Consider the following 15,582-nt stretch of genomic DNA (forward strand, 5'->3'; position numbering starts at 1 on the left):
GATTGTACATGTTCAAAAAACTAGCTTCTGATTTGACGGGCTTCAGCGATATCGGCGAAGTCATCGACCCGAAAGATTTCGATAAAGCGGATTCGGATGATTACGTCCTGCATGAGGACAACGAGAAGATTTATTTCTTGATCAAATCGAAATCGGACGAGTACTGCTTCACAAACTTGGCGATGATCCACCTCGACGGGACGAGTGCGATGAGTTCGAAACGCGTCTTGTACCGTTATCCTTACGCCCATTTCCCATTGAATAACGTCATGTTCGAGACGGCCGGTACGGTCGACATGGACGTCGAGATCAAGTTCACCATCGGCGACAAGCCGTACTCGATCGACGTGAACAAGAAACAAATCGAGCATGTGAAAGACTTGTACAAATCGCTCCTCGCCATCGCTGAGAAGCAACGTGAAGGCCGGAAGATGATGGAGTATGCCAACGCGTCACTCACGCATTCGGTGTCGATTTTGAGCGGACTCCGCCAAGGCGACATGAACGTGGCGTCGACGTTCAAGGAATTGAACGAACAAAGCTTCGACTGGCTCAAAGGTCACTATCACGAGTGGAACCGCAAAGACTTCGGTGACGTGTTCGAGAAGTACATCAACAACTAATGAAAAATGGCCCACGATTCGTCTGAATCGTGGGCCGTTTTCATTTGCCTTCATCAATCAATTGTTCGGCGAGCCGTTGGAACAAGTGGCTCATATGGACGGCCGAGGCGATGGCGAGCGACTGTTGGATGCCGTTCGTCTCGTTCGTGCGCACGTTGGCGAGGAGCGTCTCGGCTTGCGCCTCGAACGCCTGCATGTTCTGCTCTTTCTGAACCTGGTACGCGTCATAGAAGTCCTCGAGCGAGAAACCTTCGTCCGACTCGTTCAACGGCCGGAGCGTCTCTTTGATGTCATTGATCGAGAGCAATCCTTTCATCTCGTAAATCAGGCTGAGCAACATCAAGTGCTCGTTCGTGTATTTCTTGTTTTTGACAGGATGGAACAACTTGCCCTTGGCGTAGTTGTTGATCATCGTCTTCGTCAAAATCGTCTCATCGTCGCTTCGTTTCATCTTGCCGTAATGTTGCTCGAACAGCTGGATGACTTGGTCCATATATAAGTCGATCGTCGGGAGCACCTGTTTCGGCAACGTCCCTTCCGTCTCTACAATCTCGTGCGGTTTCATCGAATCACCTCCCCTTCAGTATACGGACAAACTCAATTTGTCGAAACAAAAACCTTGTTGTTCTTCCGTATACAGCTTATCATGTAGTTATGGATACTACATGACGTGATAAGGAGTGTTTTTACATGAATTCGATTTTTCGGGAACCGATTAATGCACTGACCCATTTGGCCGGGGCCGTGCTCGCGTTCATCGCGTTGATTGCGATGACGGTGAAAGCGTCTCTGCTCGGGTCGCCGCTCGCCATCATGGCTGCGATCTTGTTTGGGATTAGCCTCGTCTTCCTCTATTTGTCGTCCGGCCTGTACCACAGCATCATCGCCTCGCCGAAAGTCATCGCCTTTTTCCGGAGAATCGATCATGCGATGATTTACGCCTTGATCGCCGGGACATACGCCCCGCTCACGTTGCTTGCGCTTGAGGGACCGACACGTTGGGTGTTGTTCGGCACCGTCCACGCGCTCGCCTTGTTCGGCATCATCTTCAAGCTCGTCTGGTTCCACGCGCCACGCTTCTTGTCGACGGCACTTTATATCGGCATGGGCTGGTTATCGGTGTTCTTCATCGGACCGCTTCATGACGTCATCGGCAACGCCGGCATCTTTTGGCTATTGCTTGGCGGTTTCATGTACACGATTGGCGGGCTCATCTACGGCTTCAAGCCGAAGTTCGTCAACTGGCGCGGTTGGGGCTTCCACGAGGTGTTCCATTTGTTCATCTTGTTCGGCAGTTTCGCCCACTTCGTTTGCGTGTTCTGGTACGTCTTTTAAGTCCTCCTCGTGAGGGCTTATTTCGTGAGCACATTCATTTACTTCAAATTCAAGACATCCTACACTGACTGTAGGAGGGATTAAATATGAAAATTGAAGTTTGGTCAGACTATGTCTGCCCGTTCTGTTATATCGGCAAGCGCCGTCTAGAAGAGGCGCTCGAACAGTTCCCGCACGCGGACAACGTCGAAGTGGAGTTCAAGAGTTTCGAGCTCGACCCGAACGCCCCGACGACCGACTCGCGTTCGATTTACGAAGCACTCGCGAAGAAATACAGCATGCCGCTCGAGCAGGCAAAAGGTACGACGGCACAAGTCGCCGCCCAGGCCCGCACCGTCGGACTTGAGTACGATTTCGACAACATGGTCGTCACGGGCACACTCGACTCGCACCGGTTGACGCACTATGCGAAGACGGTCGGAAAAGAGAAAGCATTGTCAGAAGCGCTCCTCAAGGCGTATTTCGTCGATGCGAAACATATCGGCGACCACGACGTCCTCGTCGAGATCGCGACAAGTGTCGGACTCGATGCTGACGCCGTGAAAGACGTGCTCGCTTCAGACGTATACACGGAAGACGTTCGCGCTGAAGAGAAGCGTGCAAGCGACCTCGGCATCACCGGCGTCCCGTTCTTCGTCTTTGACGGAAAATATGGCGTCTCTGGTGCGCAACCGACCGAGGCGTTCACACAAGTGCTTGAGAAGACGTGGGCCGAATCGGCACCGACGCTTCAAGTGCTCTCAGGCGGTGCGACGTGCACGGACGACAACTGCGATATCTGATTTGAAAGAAGCCGAATCCCGGCTTCTTTTTTGTAGCTTTCTAAATCGTTCTGAAGGATAATTATTATTAGCTAATAAGAATCGAGGACTTAACCATATGTGGAAAAATCGCAACGTCTGGATCATCTTGACCGGGGAGTTCGTCGCCGGTCTCGGGCTTTGGCTCGGCATCATCGGCAACTTGGAGTTCATGCAGGAGAAAGTGCCGTCTGACTTCGTCAAGGCGCTCATCCTCGCTGGCGGATTGCTCGCCGGGGTCGCCATCGGGCCGCTCGCCGGTCGACTCACCGACCAAGGCTCGAAAAAGAAAATCATGCTCATCTCAAGTATTGTCCGGGCGCTGAGCGTCCTGTTCATGTTCGTCGCCATCGAGACGGGAAGCGTGCTGTGGATGGTCGTCTTCCTCGTCTTCCTGCAAGGGTCGGCCGCGTTCTACTTCCCGGCGCTCCAGGCGGCCATCCCGCTCATCGTCAAAGAACGGGAGTTGCTCGCCTTGAACGGGGTGCATATGAACGTGTCGACGCTGTCGCGTGTCATCGGGACGGCCATCGCCGGCATCTTGCTCACGCTCATCTCACTTCGGGACGTCTACGCGCTCTCGCTTGTCGCTTATCTGCTTCTCGCCGTCGCGACGTGGTTCTTGAAGATCGACGAGACGACCGTCCCGTCTGCGAAGAAAGTGGACGCCAAGTCGTCCGGCGGGTTCAAGGACGTCTTTCCGATCATCAAATCGATTCCGGTCATCTTTATGACGCTCGTCATGACGCTCATCCCGCTCCTCTTTATCGGCGGGTTCAACTTGCTCGTCATCAACATTAGCGAGCTGCAGGACTCGACGGCGATCAAAGGATGGATTTACACGGCCGAAGGGATTGCCTTCATGGTCGGTGCGTTCCTCATCAAACGGATCGGTGAGAAGTTCTCCGTGTTCTCCATCTTGTTCACGTTCTCGTTTTTGATTGGGGTCGCCCAGCTCATGCTTTACTTCGCCGACATCCCGGCCGTCTCGATCGCCGCATTCGTCTTGTTCGGCTTCTCGGTCGGCTGCTTCTTCCCGACGGCCGTGACGATTTTCCAGACACGGATGCCGAAAGACTATCACGGCCGCTTCTTCTCGTTCCGGAACATGCTCGACCGAATCGTCTTCCAAGTCGTGTTGCTCGTCACTGGCTTCTTCCTCGACTTGATCGGCTTACAGCTCATGGTCGTCTTGTTCGGGATCAGCTCGATCCTCATGACGGGTGCGTTCCTCGTCTACACGCGCAAACACAAACTTCATATCGAAACGGACGAGGCCGAACGCCTCTCTTCGTGACAAAAGCGGTGACCGAATTCGGTCACCGCTTGTTCATGTCTTCGATGTCACGCCACCAGTTGGTCGTGTCGTTCCGTCCGTCGAGCGTGATCCGCTCACCGATTCGTGGCGTGAGCACGTCCTCTCGTGGTAAGAGCCCCACCATCTGCTCAGCTGGGTCGAACCAGGCATGGAACGATAACGTGAACGCGCCCCAATGGATCGGGAGCATCTTGTCGGCCCGCACGTCACGGAACGCCTGTGCCGTCTCAGTCGGTTGCATATGCACGTCCGGCCAACGCTCGTCGTATTGGCCGCACTCGAGCGCTGCGAAGTCGAACGGTCCGTACGCATCACCAATCTCTTTAAAGTGCGGCCCGTATCCACCGTCCCCACTGAAGAACAGGCGATCCGTCTCACCGAGGACGACCCATGACGCCCAGAGCGTCGCGTTGCGGTCAGTGAGCGAGCGGCCCGAGAAATGCCGAGCCGGCGTGCAGACGAACGTCCATGGCCCGAAGTTGTACGTCTCGCCCCAATCGCGTTCGACGATGCGTTCCGCCCCGACGCCCCACCGTTTCAAGTGGCTACCGACACCGAGCGGGACGATGAAGACCGCGACCTTGTCTTTGATTGTTTGAATCGTCGCATAGTCCAAATGATCGTAATGGTCATGCGTGAGCAGGACGACATCGATATCTGGTAAGTCGTTGAGCTCGAACGGCAAGTCCTCGCTGAACCGCTCGTTCTTCGCGAACGGGAGCGGCGACGGGCTCCGGCCGAACATCGGGTCGACGAGCATCGTCTTGCCGTCCATTTGGACGAGCATCGCCGAATGGCCGAGCCAATAGATGCGGGTGAAGCTCGAGCCGAGTTTCTCGCTGAAGTCGATTGGGACAACCGGCAACCGCTCACTCGGTTTCCGAAGCGAGTCCGGGTTCAAATATTCCTTCGACATCGAGATCATGTCGTCCGTTGAAAACCGCATCGGCGTCTCGAGCTGATTGCGAAACTTGCCGTTCACGAGGTTCGGCGATCGTAGCGTTTTCGGCTTTTTCCCGAGCGGTTTATATTGGGTGAGCACGGTCCCCGTCACGGCTGCCATGCCCATCAATGAAAATAATAATGTCTTCTTCATGTTCATCCACTCCTCTACGTTTTCATTATACGGTACTAGCGCCGATTTCCCTGTTTTTGAATACAGAAAAAGACGGCACATGGCCGTCTCATGATTCTTGTAAAATCTTAATATCGTTCACGATATCCTCGAGCGGTACCTCTTGGAAACCGGGATACACTTTGATGATCTTCCCGTCTTGGTCGACGAGGTAGAAGGATGTCCCGTGATCGACTTGCGTGCCCTCTGCCGGTTTACGAACGAGCGCCTTGAAGTTCTGTTGCGCGAATGCCTCGATCTCCTCCTGCGAGTAGCCCGTCAAGAACTGCCAGTCGGCCTGTGCCAAGTCGTAGTTTGCCATGAACTCTTTGATTTTATCTGGCGTGTCGACGGTCGGGTCGACGCTGAACGACACGAACTGGACATCCTCGACACCTTCCTCAACGAGCGCCTCATTGAGCTTTGTCATATTGTACGTCATCGGTGGACAGACCGTCTCACAGTTTGTGAACACGAAGTCGGCCATCCATACCTTCCCTTTCAAATCATCAAGACTGACCATCTCTTCATTTTGATTCATATAATTGAACGACTCGATCTCCCAGTTGAGCGGGTCTTCGATTTCGTTGCCGCATGCAGCGAGCACCACCATGAGGCTGATCAGCCCGAAAAGCATCCATTTCTTCACACGTTCCATCTCCTTCGTTGTCAGTTGCGTTTCACGCGCCAAACGAGGAGCGTGATTAAAGTAAATGCCGTCAAGGCAAGGAACGGGATCGTCACGAACCCGAACCAATTGATGTACTGCACGTTACAAGGTACGCCTGCGACACACGGTTTGATGTCGGCGAACCCGGGCACTTTTTGGACCAAGTAGTGGTACAAAGAAACGAGACCGCCGATCATCGACAGCGGCAATACATACTTCTTCACCGCCCGGTCGTCCGTGAACACGGCAACGCCGAGCAGGATGACGAGCGGATACATGAAGATGCGTTGAATCCAGCAAAGCTCACATGGCACGAACTCGCGAATCTCACTGAAGTAAAGACTGCCGAGCGTCGCTGCGAGGGCGACGAGCCAAGCGAGATAGAGACCATAACGGGTCAAGAACGACTGCTTCATGGTGTGCCTTGCTCGATCAACCGCTCAATCGTCTCATAGTCAAACGGGTCTTCGAGCATGACCCCGTTGATCATGATTGAAGGGGTGAACTGGACACCGTGCTCTTTGACGAGCCCGTCATCGAGGCTCACTTGGTCGAGCACCGTCGAGTTCTCACTTAAATCGTCCTCGAGCTTCGCCACGTCGACCGATGTCGTCTCGCTCGCAATCTCTGTCAACCGCTCGACCGTGACCCATGCCTCGTCGTGCTGCTGACTCGCCGGTTGCGCGTCATAGAGCGCCTTATGGAAATCCCAGAACGCGTCCGGGTCTTGTTTATACACCGACTCTGACGCAAGCGATGCCAAAATCGACTCTTGTCCGTGGAACAGGACGTTGATGTAGCTGAAACTGATTTTCCCTGTGTCGATATAGTCTTGCTTCAACTTCGGATAGACCGTCTCACCCCACTGTTTACAAGACGGGCATTTATAATCCCCGAACTCGACGACCGAGACGGGTGCGTCCGCATCTCCGAGCGTCGGCTGTCCTTCGGTCGACACATGCTCTGCCTTTACCGGTGCCGCCGTCTCCGCTTGTTCGGCCGGCCGGTTCAAGAGAACGACCACGACGGCCACGAGGGCGACCGCGAGCAGCGTCGCGATGACCAATAGTTTATTCTGTTTCATTTGTCTCACCTCTATTTGTATCGATTCGTCTTTCATTATAACGAAAGCGCTATCTGTTTCCACGAAATCACCCTTGTTTTTTCGTAACTTCGCTTCATGTCACGGCAAAGATGACGATGAACAGAGTGGAGATTGTCACTGTAGGAGGAATTTGTTCATGAAATCATTTTCGATGCGCCTCGGCCTGATCTTGGCGCTCAGCATCGCCACACTCGTCTTTTTGCTCACCATCACGCTAACGTACATGACCAGCCAACGCTCCGCCGCCTCACTCGAAGCAGAGATCGGGGAACGGTTGTCGATGACGTCACACCAGCTCGTCGATAAGCTCGACTTCTACATGTGGTCGCGCTATCAAGAGATCCAATTGCTCCAAGGACTCGACGCCTTGAACGAACCCGCCTCGAGCCGGGCCCTGCTCGACCAGGTCCAAACGAACATCCCCGCTTTCTCATGGATGGGCGTGACCGATGCGTCGGGGAACGTCGTCGCTTCGACGAATGGAATATTAGAAGGCGCTTCAATCAGCGAACGCCCTGTCTTTCTAGAAGCCCAGGATGAGCCGTTCATCGGGGATGTCCACGAGGCCGTATTGCTCGCGGAGCTGTTGCCGAACCCGACCGGCGAAGTCCTTCAGTTCGTCGACATCAGTGTCCCGCTGTTCCGTGACGGGGCCTTCCAAGGCGTGCTTGCGACTCACCTAAGTTGGGAATGGGGGAAGGAAGTACTCCGCCACTTCAACCGGACGCTCCACCATCAGTCCGAGTATACCGACCTATTCGTCGTCAGCGGACGCGACAACACCGTGTTGCTCGGCCCGGACCATCTCGTCGGGAAACCGCTCCCGACGAAACTAGACGACGGATGGCACGTCGACACGTGGGCGGACGGAAAATCCTATTTGACCGGCGTCGCCACCGGAGAAGGGTATGAAGATTACGCCGGCCTCGACTGGAGTGTCGTCGTCCGCCAACCGGCCGAGGTCGCCTTCGCCCCGGTCGCCTCACTCGAGCGGAACATCTTATCGATCGGCCTCGTCGCCTCGTTCGTGACGGCCATCCTCGGTTGGCTCCTCGCCTCAGTCGTGACCCGACCGCTAAAACGGATCACCGAGACGGCAGCTCTCATGAAACAAGGCAAAGCGAAGACGTTCCCACACCAATCAGGGATTCATGAGATCGAGTCGCTCGCTTTCGCCTTAGAATCGCTCGTCACGTCACTCACCGAATCCGAGACGGAACGGGTCCATTACGAGTCGCTCGCCCATCGCGACGTCTTGACCGGGCTCGCCAATCGGACGGCGCTTCGTCACTATTTGAACGAAGCCCAGGCGACAAAGAACGAATACGTCTGTTTCTATATCGATCTCGACGGTTTCAAAGCGATCAACGATACATACGGGCACGCCGCCGGGGATGACGTCTTGATTAAGATTGCCGAGCGATTGAAACGAGTGACGCTCGATGGGTCCTATCCGGTCCGTTTGAGCGGTGACGAGTTCTTCCTCTTGTTCGAACGGAACGGACAGAACGGACACTCCATCACACGCATCGGCGAAGACATTATCGCGTCCCTGTCCAAGCCGATCGCCATTGAAAGCGGGACGACAAGCGTCGGGGCCAGTATCGGCGCCTCGCTCTGGCAGACAGAAACGGTGCCGCACGCCGCCATCGAACGGGCGGACCAGGCGCTCTACCGCTCCAAAGCGAACGGAAAAAATCAAATCACGCTCGATGAGACGCTCATCGCATAAGAAAAGGTCCATGCCGCTCGTCGGCATGGACCTGCTTGTATTACGCTTCGAACAACAATTGTTCTGGGTCTTCAATCATGTCTTTGATGTGTTTGAGGAACGTCACAGCCTCACGACCGTCGACGATGCGGTGGTCATACGAGAGGGCCACGTACATCATCGGACGGTTCTCCATCGTTTCCGCGTCGATGGCAATCGGACGGAGTTGAATCGAGTGCATCCCGAGGATGGCGACTTGTGGTCCGTTCAAGATCGGTGTCGACAAGAGTGAGCCGAAGACGCCACCGTTCGTGATCGTGAACGTGCCACCTGTGAGGTCGCTCAACCCGAGCTTGTTGTTGCGGGCTTTATCGGCGAGGTGCAAGATGTCTTTCTCGATCTCACCGAAGTTTTTGCGATCCGCTTCGCGGACGACCGGGACGACGAGGCCGTCCGGAGCCGACACGGCGATGCCGATGTCATAGTATTTCTTCAAGACGATCTCGTTGCCTTGAATCTCAGCGTTCAAGTATGGCATCCGTTTGAGCGCCGCGACGGCCGCTTTCGTGAAGAACGACATGAAGCCGAGTTTGACGTCGTTATCTTTGACGAACTTCTCTTGGCGACGTTTGCGGAGCGCCATGACGGCCGACATATCGATTTCATTGAACGTCGTCAACATCGCTGCCGTCTGTTGCACTTCGACGAGGCGGTTGGCAATCGTTTGACGACGACGCGTCATTTTGATGCGCTCTTCATCTTTGCCGCTCGCTGCCGGTTGCGGTGCCGCTGCCGGTGCTTTTGGCGCTTGTGGTGCTTGTGTCGGTGCCGGTTTCGACTCGTGGTTCGTCACATCATGGACGTTGATGCGGCCGATCGGGTCGTTCGTTTGGATGGCCGACAAGTCGATGCCTTTTTCACGGGCCAATTTACGGGCCGCCGGTGTCGCAATCGGTCCTTTGCCTGGGCTCGCGACGTGCTCTTCACGGCGTTCAACTTTCTTCGCTTCGCCGACTTCCTCTGTTTTCGTCTCGGCCGGTGCCGGAGCTGTCTCTGTCGCCGCTTCCGTTTTTGTCTTCGTCGCGACAGCCGTGCCGCCACCCGAACCTGAGCTGAGGCGAGCGATCACTTGTCCGACTTGGACCGTGTCCCCTTCGGCCGCCAATTGCTCGTCGAGCGTGCCCGACTCATCGGCCGGCACTTCGATGTTGACTTTGTCCGTCTCGAGTTCGACGATGGCTTCCCCTTTTTCAACATGGTCGCCTGGCTGTTTAAGCCACGACGCGACCGTTCCTTCCGTAATGGACTCTGCTAATTCCGGTACTTTGATTTCGATCACAATGAGTTCCCCCTTAACTTATTTACGATCTTTTTGGTATGTGCTCGTGCCGGCAGCAGCCGAGACGGCGTCACGTGAGATGGCTTCACGGATGATACGTGCTTGTTCTTGTTTATGGGCCGTCGGATTTCCTTCGGCCGGGCTCGAACGACGGCGGCGGCCGACGTAGCGGACGTTCAATCGGTTCGACGTGACCGCTTCGAGGCGAGGCTCGATGTACGTCCAAGCCCCCATGTTTTTCGGCTCTTCTTGGACCCAGACAATCTCTTTCGCGTTCGGATAGCGGCTGATCAATTCACGGATCTCACGGACCGGGAACGGATAAATTTCTTCGACACGGATGATGTGCAGGAAGTCGAGTGACTCCTCTGACTTCATCGTCGCTTCTTGCAAATCGATTGCCATCTTCCCTGAACAGAAGACGAGACGTTCGACTTGCTCCGGATTCTCACCGAGACCAACTTGTTCGATGATCGGACGGAAGTTATTGTCGGACAGTTCATCGACCGATGAGGCTGCAAGCGGATGACGGAGCAGGCTCTTCGGTGTCATGATGATCATCGGACGGACTTGTTCTGTACCGAGCATCTTCGCCTGACGACGCAAGATGTGGAAGTACTGCGCGGCCGTCGACAAGTTCGCGACCGTCCAGTTTTTCTCTCCGGCGAGCGTCAAGTAACGCTCCATCCGGGCGCTCGAGTGCTCTGGCCCTTGGCCTTCATAGCCGTGCGGTAACAGCATGACGAGACCTGATTTTTGGCCCCACTTGGCACGACCGGCCGAGATGAACTGGTCGAACATGACTTGCGCCGAGTTGGCGAAGTCACCGTACTGTGCTTCCCATAGGACGAGCGTATCTTGGGCGAACACGTTATAGCCGTATTCGAAACCAAGTACCGAGCCTTCTGAGAGCGGGCTGTTGTGGACCGAGAACGAGGCGTTCGCCGTCGACAAGTGATGGAGCGGCGAGAACTTCTTGCCAGTCTCGACATCGTTCAACATGATGTTACGCTGCGCGAACGTTCCGCGCTCTGAATCTTGCCCGCTCAAGCGGATCGGCGTGCCGTCCGAGATGATTGAGGCATAGGCGAGCGTCTCAGCATGGCCCCAGTCGACTTTCCCATTGTCCGCGAACGCGTCACGGCGACGCTCAAGCACTTTTTGAAGTTTATGGAACACGCCGAAGCCTTCCGGCCAGACGAGCAATTCATCGTTCAATTGTTGGAGCACATCACGTTCCACGCCCGTCTCGACGAACGGGAATCCTTTATGGACCGCTTCCGGCAAGACGATGTCAGCATCTTCTTCTTCGGCCGGGACGAGGTCACGGGCCGACTTGAGACGATCCTCGATCGACTGTTCGATTGTCGCCTTGTCTTCTTTCGACATGACACCTTCCGCTTCGAGCACATCTGCGTAGACGTGACGGACCGATTGGTGTTCTTTGATGGCTTTATAGAGCACCGGGTTCGTGTTCATCGGTTCATCCATCTCGTTATGACCGTAGCGGCGGTAACCGACCAAGTCGACGAGGATGTCTTTATGGAACTTGGCACGATACTCGCTGCACAGTTTGGCGACGGCGACACACGCTTCCGGGTCGTCGGCATTAACGTGGAACACTGGAATCTCATAGCCTTTGGCGATATCGCTCGCATAACGTGTCGAGCGCGAGTCGCTCGGGTCGGTCGTGAAGCCGATCGTGTTGTTGGCGATGACATGGACCGTCCCCGCTGTACGATAGCCTTGCAAGTTCGTCATGTTGAGCGTCTCGGCGACAATTCCTTGACCTGGGAACGCGGCGTCTCCGTGAATCAAGATCGATGCGGCCTTGTCGTCATGTTGTACCGCCATCCCTTTTTCTGAGCGGTCGTCTTGCGCGGCACGCGTATACCCTTCGACGACCGAACCGACGAACTCGAGGTGACTCGGGTTATTGGCGAGGTTCAATCGGACCTCTTTCTTCTCTTCTAACACTCTGCGGTCGAGACCGAGGTGATATTTGACGTCGCCGGACCAACCGAAATTGATGCCGATCGATCCTTCCGACGGGATCAACTCTTTGTTCGGGGCGTGTTGGAACTCGGCGAAGATCATCTCGTACGGTTTGCCGAGCACGTGCGCGAGTACGTTCAAGCGTCCGCGGTGGGCCATCCCGATATTGATATGTTCTGACCCGCTCGAGATGAGGCCGCCGACCATGGCGTCAAGGAGCGGCACCATCGCGTCGAGCCCTTCGATCGAGAAGCGCTTTTGTCCGACGTATGTTTTATGAAGGAACGACTCGAACAACTCTGTCTCGGCTAGACGCTGGAAGAGCTCGATTTTCTCGTTCTTCGAGTACTTCGCTTTCAATGCGCCTTGCTCGATGCGGCGGCGAATCCAACGCTTCTCTTCCATATCGTCCAAGTGGCGGAGCTCGATGGCAACCGTGCCCGTATAGACGTCAAGCAAATGACGAACGAGTTCGAGCGCGTTCGCGCCCGGTTTTGGCACGTCTTCCGACAACAAGTGAGCTGGTACTTGCTCGAGGTCGGCCTCACTCAACCCGTAGCGGTCAAACGCAAACAAGCCGTGTTCGCGCGGGTGGTCTTTGAGCGGATAGATATCGGCCGCTTTATGGCCGAGTGCCCGGATATCATTGACCAACCGTGTCGCTGCCACGACTTTCTCTAAATCAAACGATGCAGCCGGCGCGACAGGCGCGCTCGCTTCCGGTGCCCCGTGTTCGTCAAAGTATTGACGCGTCTCCGCGTCGACCGATTCTGGGTCTTCCACGTATTGCTCATATAATTCAACGATGTAGCCTAAGTTTGGACCATAAAATGCTTGCACTTCTTCGCGACCGTTCGACGACTCTCCCATTGAATAAATCCCCCTATCCGTTCCTGTGCGTCCGATGTGTGAACGCTTTCATTTTAACATTAAGCACGAAGCAGTTCATCCATCTGATTCGTCCTGCAAAAAGAGCCAAATCTTGCCTCTTTCTCTCCTCTTCATACTACACCTTTCCCTGTAGAAAGACCCTTTCAAATTCACAATTCGTCCATACTATTTCAATAAGTTTTCCTTATCAACTAATTGTGAAATCAACGCTTTGTTTCAACAGTTTCAAAAAAAGGTGAAACCTTGTTTCAATCCAGTCCGTATATAAGGGTGTCCAGTTGGAAAATACTCTCAACGAAAGCAAGGTGACCCTATGTTATCCGTACAAAATGTACACAAGAAAATGGGCCAGACGAACGTCCTGACGAATGTAAGTTTTGACGTCACGCCCGGAGAAATCTTTGGCTTCCTCGGCCCGAACGGCGCCGGGAAGACGACGACGATCCGTATTATCACCGGCCTCATGCCAGCAACACACGGCAAAGTGACCGTCGACGGATTCGACGTCTCGACAGAACGCCAACAAGCGCTCAGTCGCATCGGTGCCATCGTCGAAAACCCGGCCTTCTATCCGTATTTGACGGGCCGCGAGAACCTGATTCACGCGATGAATTTGATTCCTGGTCTAAAGAAAGTCGACTTGAACGCCCTCGGTGCCCTCGTCGGACTTGAGACAAAGCTCGATATGAAAGTGAAACAATACTCACTCGGGATGAAACAGCGACTCGGCATCGCCCGTGCCCTGCTCCATAATCCGAAAGTATTGATCCTCGACGAGCCGACAAACGGTCTCGACCCAGCAGGCATCGCTGATTTGCGCAACTACTTACGGCATTTAGCCGACCACCGCGGCATCGCCATCCTCATCTCGAGTCACTTATTGAGCGAGATGGAACTGATCACCGACCGGTTCGCCATCATCGATCAAGGACAAATCAAGTCGGTCCAAGGCGGAGACGGTGAGGCTAAGACGGAAAGTGTCATCCTCTGTAAAGTCGGCCGCGAGCAGATGAACGAAGCGCTCGATGTCGTCGCACTCGCTTTTGATGATGTGAAAATCATTCAACAGTCAGCTGAGACGTTCATCGTCCCGCGTCCGGAAACCGATATCCCGCATTTGTTGAAACATCTCGTCGAACGTGACATCGCCGTCTATCAGATCGGGATGAAACACGAGACACTTGAAGAACAGTTCTTGAAATTGACGAAAAAAGAAGGAGGCACGAACAATGCGTTCATTACTAGCCAATGAGTTCATGAAATGGCGACGTACGATTAAACCGCTCGTCGCACTCGGTATGTACACTGGGATCATCGTCTTAACGTACTTCATCGTCCGGAGCGGCAACAACCCAGGTGACGCGGAAACGTTCGTCAACTATGCGACGATGGCGGCGATGACGTTCCTCGGCATCTTCACGATCGTCTTCACCGCTGAGATGATTGGGAACGAGTTGAAATTTGATACGTTGAAGCATCTACTCATGAGCCCTTACTCGCGCGATCGAATTTTACTGTCGAAACTTGTGGCCGCCCTTCTCATCATGCTCGCCCAGTTCGTGTTCATCCTTGCCGTCACGTACGGTTTTGCGTTGACGCTCGACGGGGAGTTGACGCTCGAGCAGTTCCGCAATGTCCTGCTTAGCGTCTCGAGCGGCGTGTTCGTCATCTTCTTGACGCTCATGTTCTCGGTCGTCTTCAAATCGGTCGGGGTCGTGATCGGCTTCACCGTGCTCGCAAACTTCGTCTCGACGATGATCGGTGGACTTCTCATCGCGTGGAAACCGGCCATCGCCAAATGGATCGTCTTCTTACACACGGACTTGTCGATCTATTACCAAAGCCCAGGTTTCATGGAGACGATGGACGTGACGATTTGGTTCTCGGCGTTCTACGTCTTGATTCACATCGTCGCCTTCTATATCATCACGGCGTTCATGTTCCGCAGCAAAACGTTTGCTGAATGACGATTAACGGCTGAACGAGTGTGGTACTTCCTATACAGAGACTTCTTTGAATGGAGGGACCACGATGCCAAAGACGGCGTTACTCATCATCGATCTGTTTAACGACTTCGACTTCGTCGGAGGAGAAGACCTGTTTCGACATACGGAGCCGATCGTCGACCCGATTTTGAAACTGAAACGTCACTTTAAAGAGAACGACTGGCCGGTCATCTACTGCAACGATAACTTCGGGCAGTGGAAAGATAGCACCGAGGATATCATCCGGCACGTCGAGTCTTCGAAAGGCAGCACCATCGCCAAACGGATCGCGCCGGAAGAAAAAGAATACTTCATCATCAAGCCGAGACACTCGACGTTTTACGGGACACAACTCGACATCTTGCTGCGTCAACTTGACGTCACATCACTCGTCCTGACCGGTGTCGCCTCGGATATCTGTATCCTGTTCTCGGCGAATGACGGCTATATGCGTGAGTATGAGCTCCACGTCCCGCGCGACTGTGTCGCCGCCGAGACGGACAAGCGCAACGACAGCGCCTTGACCGTCATCCACGAGGCGCTTGGCATTCCAATCGATGATGCCGACACGTATATAAAAGATACCCAGGTGTGATAAAAGCCTCTGATTGTTGGACACAGAATCCCAACATTTCAGAGGCTTTTTCGTTACGTTTTCAGCTATGCTTGATATATGAAGAAACAAAGAAGGATGTG

15 protein-coding genes are annotated in these 15,582 nt (G+C 54.3%); 8 read left to right on the forward strand and 7 right to left on the reverse strand.

Going from position 1 to position 15,582, the window contains the following annotated elements:
- Positions 1-8 precede the first annotated feature (8 nt).
- Complete coding sequence (locus KNP75_RS10300; RefSeq protein ID WP_021066768.1) at positions 9-623, forward strand: PH domain-containing protein; 615 nt, start codon at positions 9-11, stop codon at positions 621-623.
- Between the two features lie 40 nt (positions 624-663).
- Here the strand turns inward: KNP75_RS10300 and KNP75_RS10305 are convergent, their stop codons facing one another.
- Positions 664-1,188: a DUF1836 domain-containing protein gene (locus KNP75_RS10305; RefSeq protein ID WP_034776685.1), complete on the reverse strand. Its 525-nt coding sequence runs from the start codon at positions 1,186-1,188 to the stop codon at positions 664-666.
- A gap of 125 nt (positions 1,189-1,313) precedes the next feature.
- On the opposite strand from KNP75_RS10305, the gene trhA reads away from it, so the two are divergent.
- The 3 genes from trhA to KNP75_RS10320 all read left to right on the forward strand — a co-directional run bounded on the left by trhA (position 1,314) and on the right by KNP75_RS10320 (position 4,055).
- Positions 1,314-1,958, forward strand: coding sequence for a PAQR family membrane homeostasis protein TrhA (gene trhA, locus KNP75_RS10310; RefSeq protein ID WP_214752445.1), 645 nt, complete (start codon positions 1,314-1,316; stop codon positions 1,956-1,958).
- An 86-nt stretch (positions 1,959-2,044) separates the two neighbouring features.
- On the forward strand, positions 2,045-2,740 hold the full coding sequence (locus KNP75_RS10315; protein WP_034776681.1) for a DsbA family oxidoreductase: 696 nt from the start codon (positions 2,045-2,047) through the stop codon (positions 2,738-2,740).
- A 97-nt stretch (positions 2,741-2,837) separates the two neighbouring features.
- Positions 2,838-4,055: an MFS transporter gene (locus KNP75_RS10320; RefSeq protein WP_034776679.1), complete on the forward strand. Its 1,218-nt coding sequence runs from the start codon at positions 2,838-2,840 to the stop codon at positions 4,053-4,055.
- Between the two features lie 22 nt (positions 4,056-4,077).
- Here the strand turns inward: KNP75_RS10320 and KNP75_RS10325 are convergent, their stop codons facing one another.
- From KNP75_RS10325 to KNP75_RS10340, 4 genes are all read right to left on the reverse strand, one after another.
- The gene (locus KNP75_RS10325) at positions 4,078-5,172 is read right to left on the reverse strand and encodes an MBL fold metallo-hydrolase (protein WP_034776678.1); all 1,095 of its coding nucleotides are present in this window, start codon (positions 5,170-5,172) and stop codon (positions 4,078-4,080) included.
- A gap of 88 nt (positions 5,173-5,260) precedes the next feature.
- Positions 5,261-5,848: an SCO family protein gene (locus KNP75_RS10330; protein ID WP_034776677.1), complete on the reverse strand. Its 588-nt coding sequence runs from the start codon at positions 5,846-5,848 to the stop codon at positions 5,261-5,263.
- Positions 5,849-5,859: 11 nt separating this feature from the next.
- Positions 5,860-6,276 (reverse strand): disulfide oxidoreductase, encoded by a 417-nt coding sequence (locus KNP75_RS10335; RefSeq protein WP_214752441.1) that lies wholly within the window; start codon positions 6,274-6,276, stop codon positions 5,860-5,862.
- Complete coding sequence (locus KNP75_RS10340; protein ID WP_034776675.1) at positions 6,273-6,944, reverse strand: DsbA family protein; 672 nt, start codon at positions 6,942-6,944, stop codon at positions 6,273-6,275. The genes KNP75_RS10335 and KNP75_RS10340 overlap by 4 nt, the downstream gene beginning before the upstream one ends.
- Before the next feature lie 157 nt (positions 6,945-7,101).
- Between KNP75_RS10340 and KNP75_RS10345 the strand changes: the two genes are divergently transcribed.
- A complete protein-coding gene (locus KNP75_RS10345) occupies positions 7,102-8,697 on the forward strand; it encodes a diguanylate cyclase domain-containing protein (protein WP_034776674.1) in 1,596 nt (531 codons plus the stop codon).
- Between the two features lie 40 nt (positions 8,698-8,737).
- Here KNP75_RS10345 and odhB read toward each other — a convergent pair whose 3' ends face one another.
- Both odhB and KNP75_RS10355 read right to left on the reverse strand, forming a co-directional pair.
- A complete protein-coding gene (odhB, locus tag KNP75_RS10350) occupies positions 8,738-10,015 on the reverse strand; it encodes a 2-oxoglutarate dehydrogenase complex dihydrolipoyllysine-residue succinyltransferase (RefSeq protein ID WP_214825127.1) in 1,278 nt (425 codons plus the stop codon).
- A gap of 18 nt (positions 10,016-10,033) precedes the next feature.
- Positions 10,034-12,880, reverse strand: a complete 2,847-nt coding sequence (locus tag KNP75_RS10355; protein ID WP_215190332.1) for a 2-oxoglutarate dehydrogenase E1 component — start codon at positions 12,878-12,880, stop codon at positions 10,034-10,036.
- A 334-nt stretch (positions 12,881-13,214) separates the two neighbouring features.
- Between KNP75_RS10355 and KNP75_RS10360 the strand changes: the two genes are divergently transcribed.
- From KNP75_RS10360 to KNP75_RS10370, 3 genes are all read left to right on the forward strand, one after another.
- Positions 13,215-14,153 (forward strand): ABC transporter ATP-binding protein, encoded by a 939-nt coding sequence (locus tag KNP75_RS10360; protein WP_034776668.1) that lies wholly within the window; start codon positions 13,215-13,217, stop codon positions 14,151-14,153.
- Positions 14,131-14,868 carry an ABC transporter permease gene (locus KNP75_RS10365; RefSeq protein ID WP_034776666.1) on the forward strand — a complete coding sequence of 246 codons (738 nt, stop codon included), beginning with the start codon at positions 14,131-14,133 and terminating at the stop codon, positions 14,866-14,868. Before KNP75_RS10360 ends, KNP75_RS10365 begins: the two co-directional genes overlap by 23 nt.
- Positions 14,869-14,932: 64 nt before the next feature.
- Positions 14,933-15,481 carry a cysteine hydrolase family protein gene (locus tag KNP75_RS10370; RefSeq protein WP_215190333.1) on the forward strand — a complete coding sequence of 183 codons (549 nt, stop codon included), beginning with the start codon at positions 14,933-14,935 and terminating at the stop codon, positions 15,479-15,481.
- Positions 15,482-15,582: the final 101 nt, after the last annotated feature.

Origin of the sequence: Exiguobacterium sp. s6, assembly GCF_018618155.1 — a bacterium.
Lineage (GTDB): Bacteria > Bacillota > Bacilli > Exiguobacteriales > Exiguobacteriaceae > Exiguobacterium > Exiguobacterium mexicanum_A.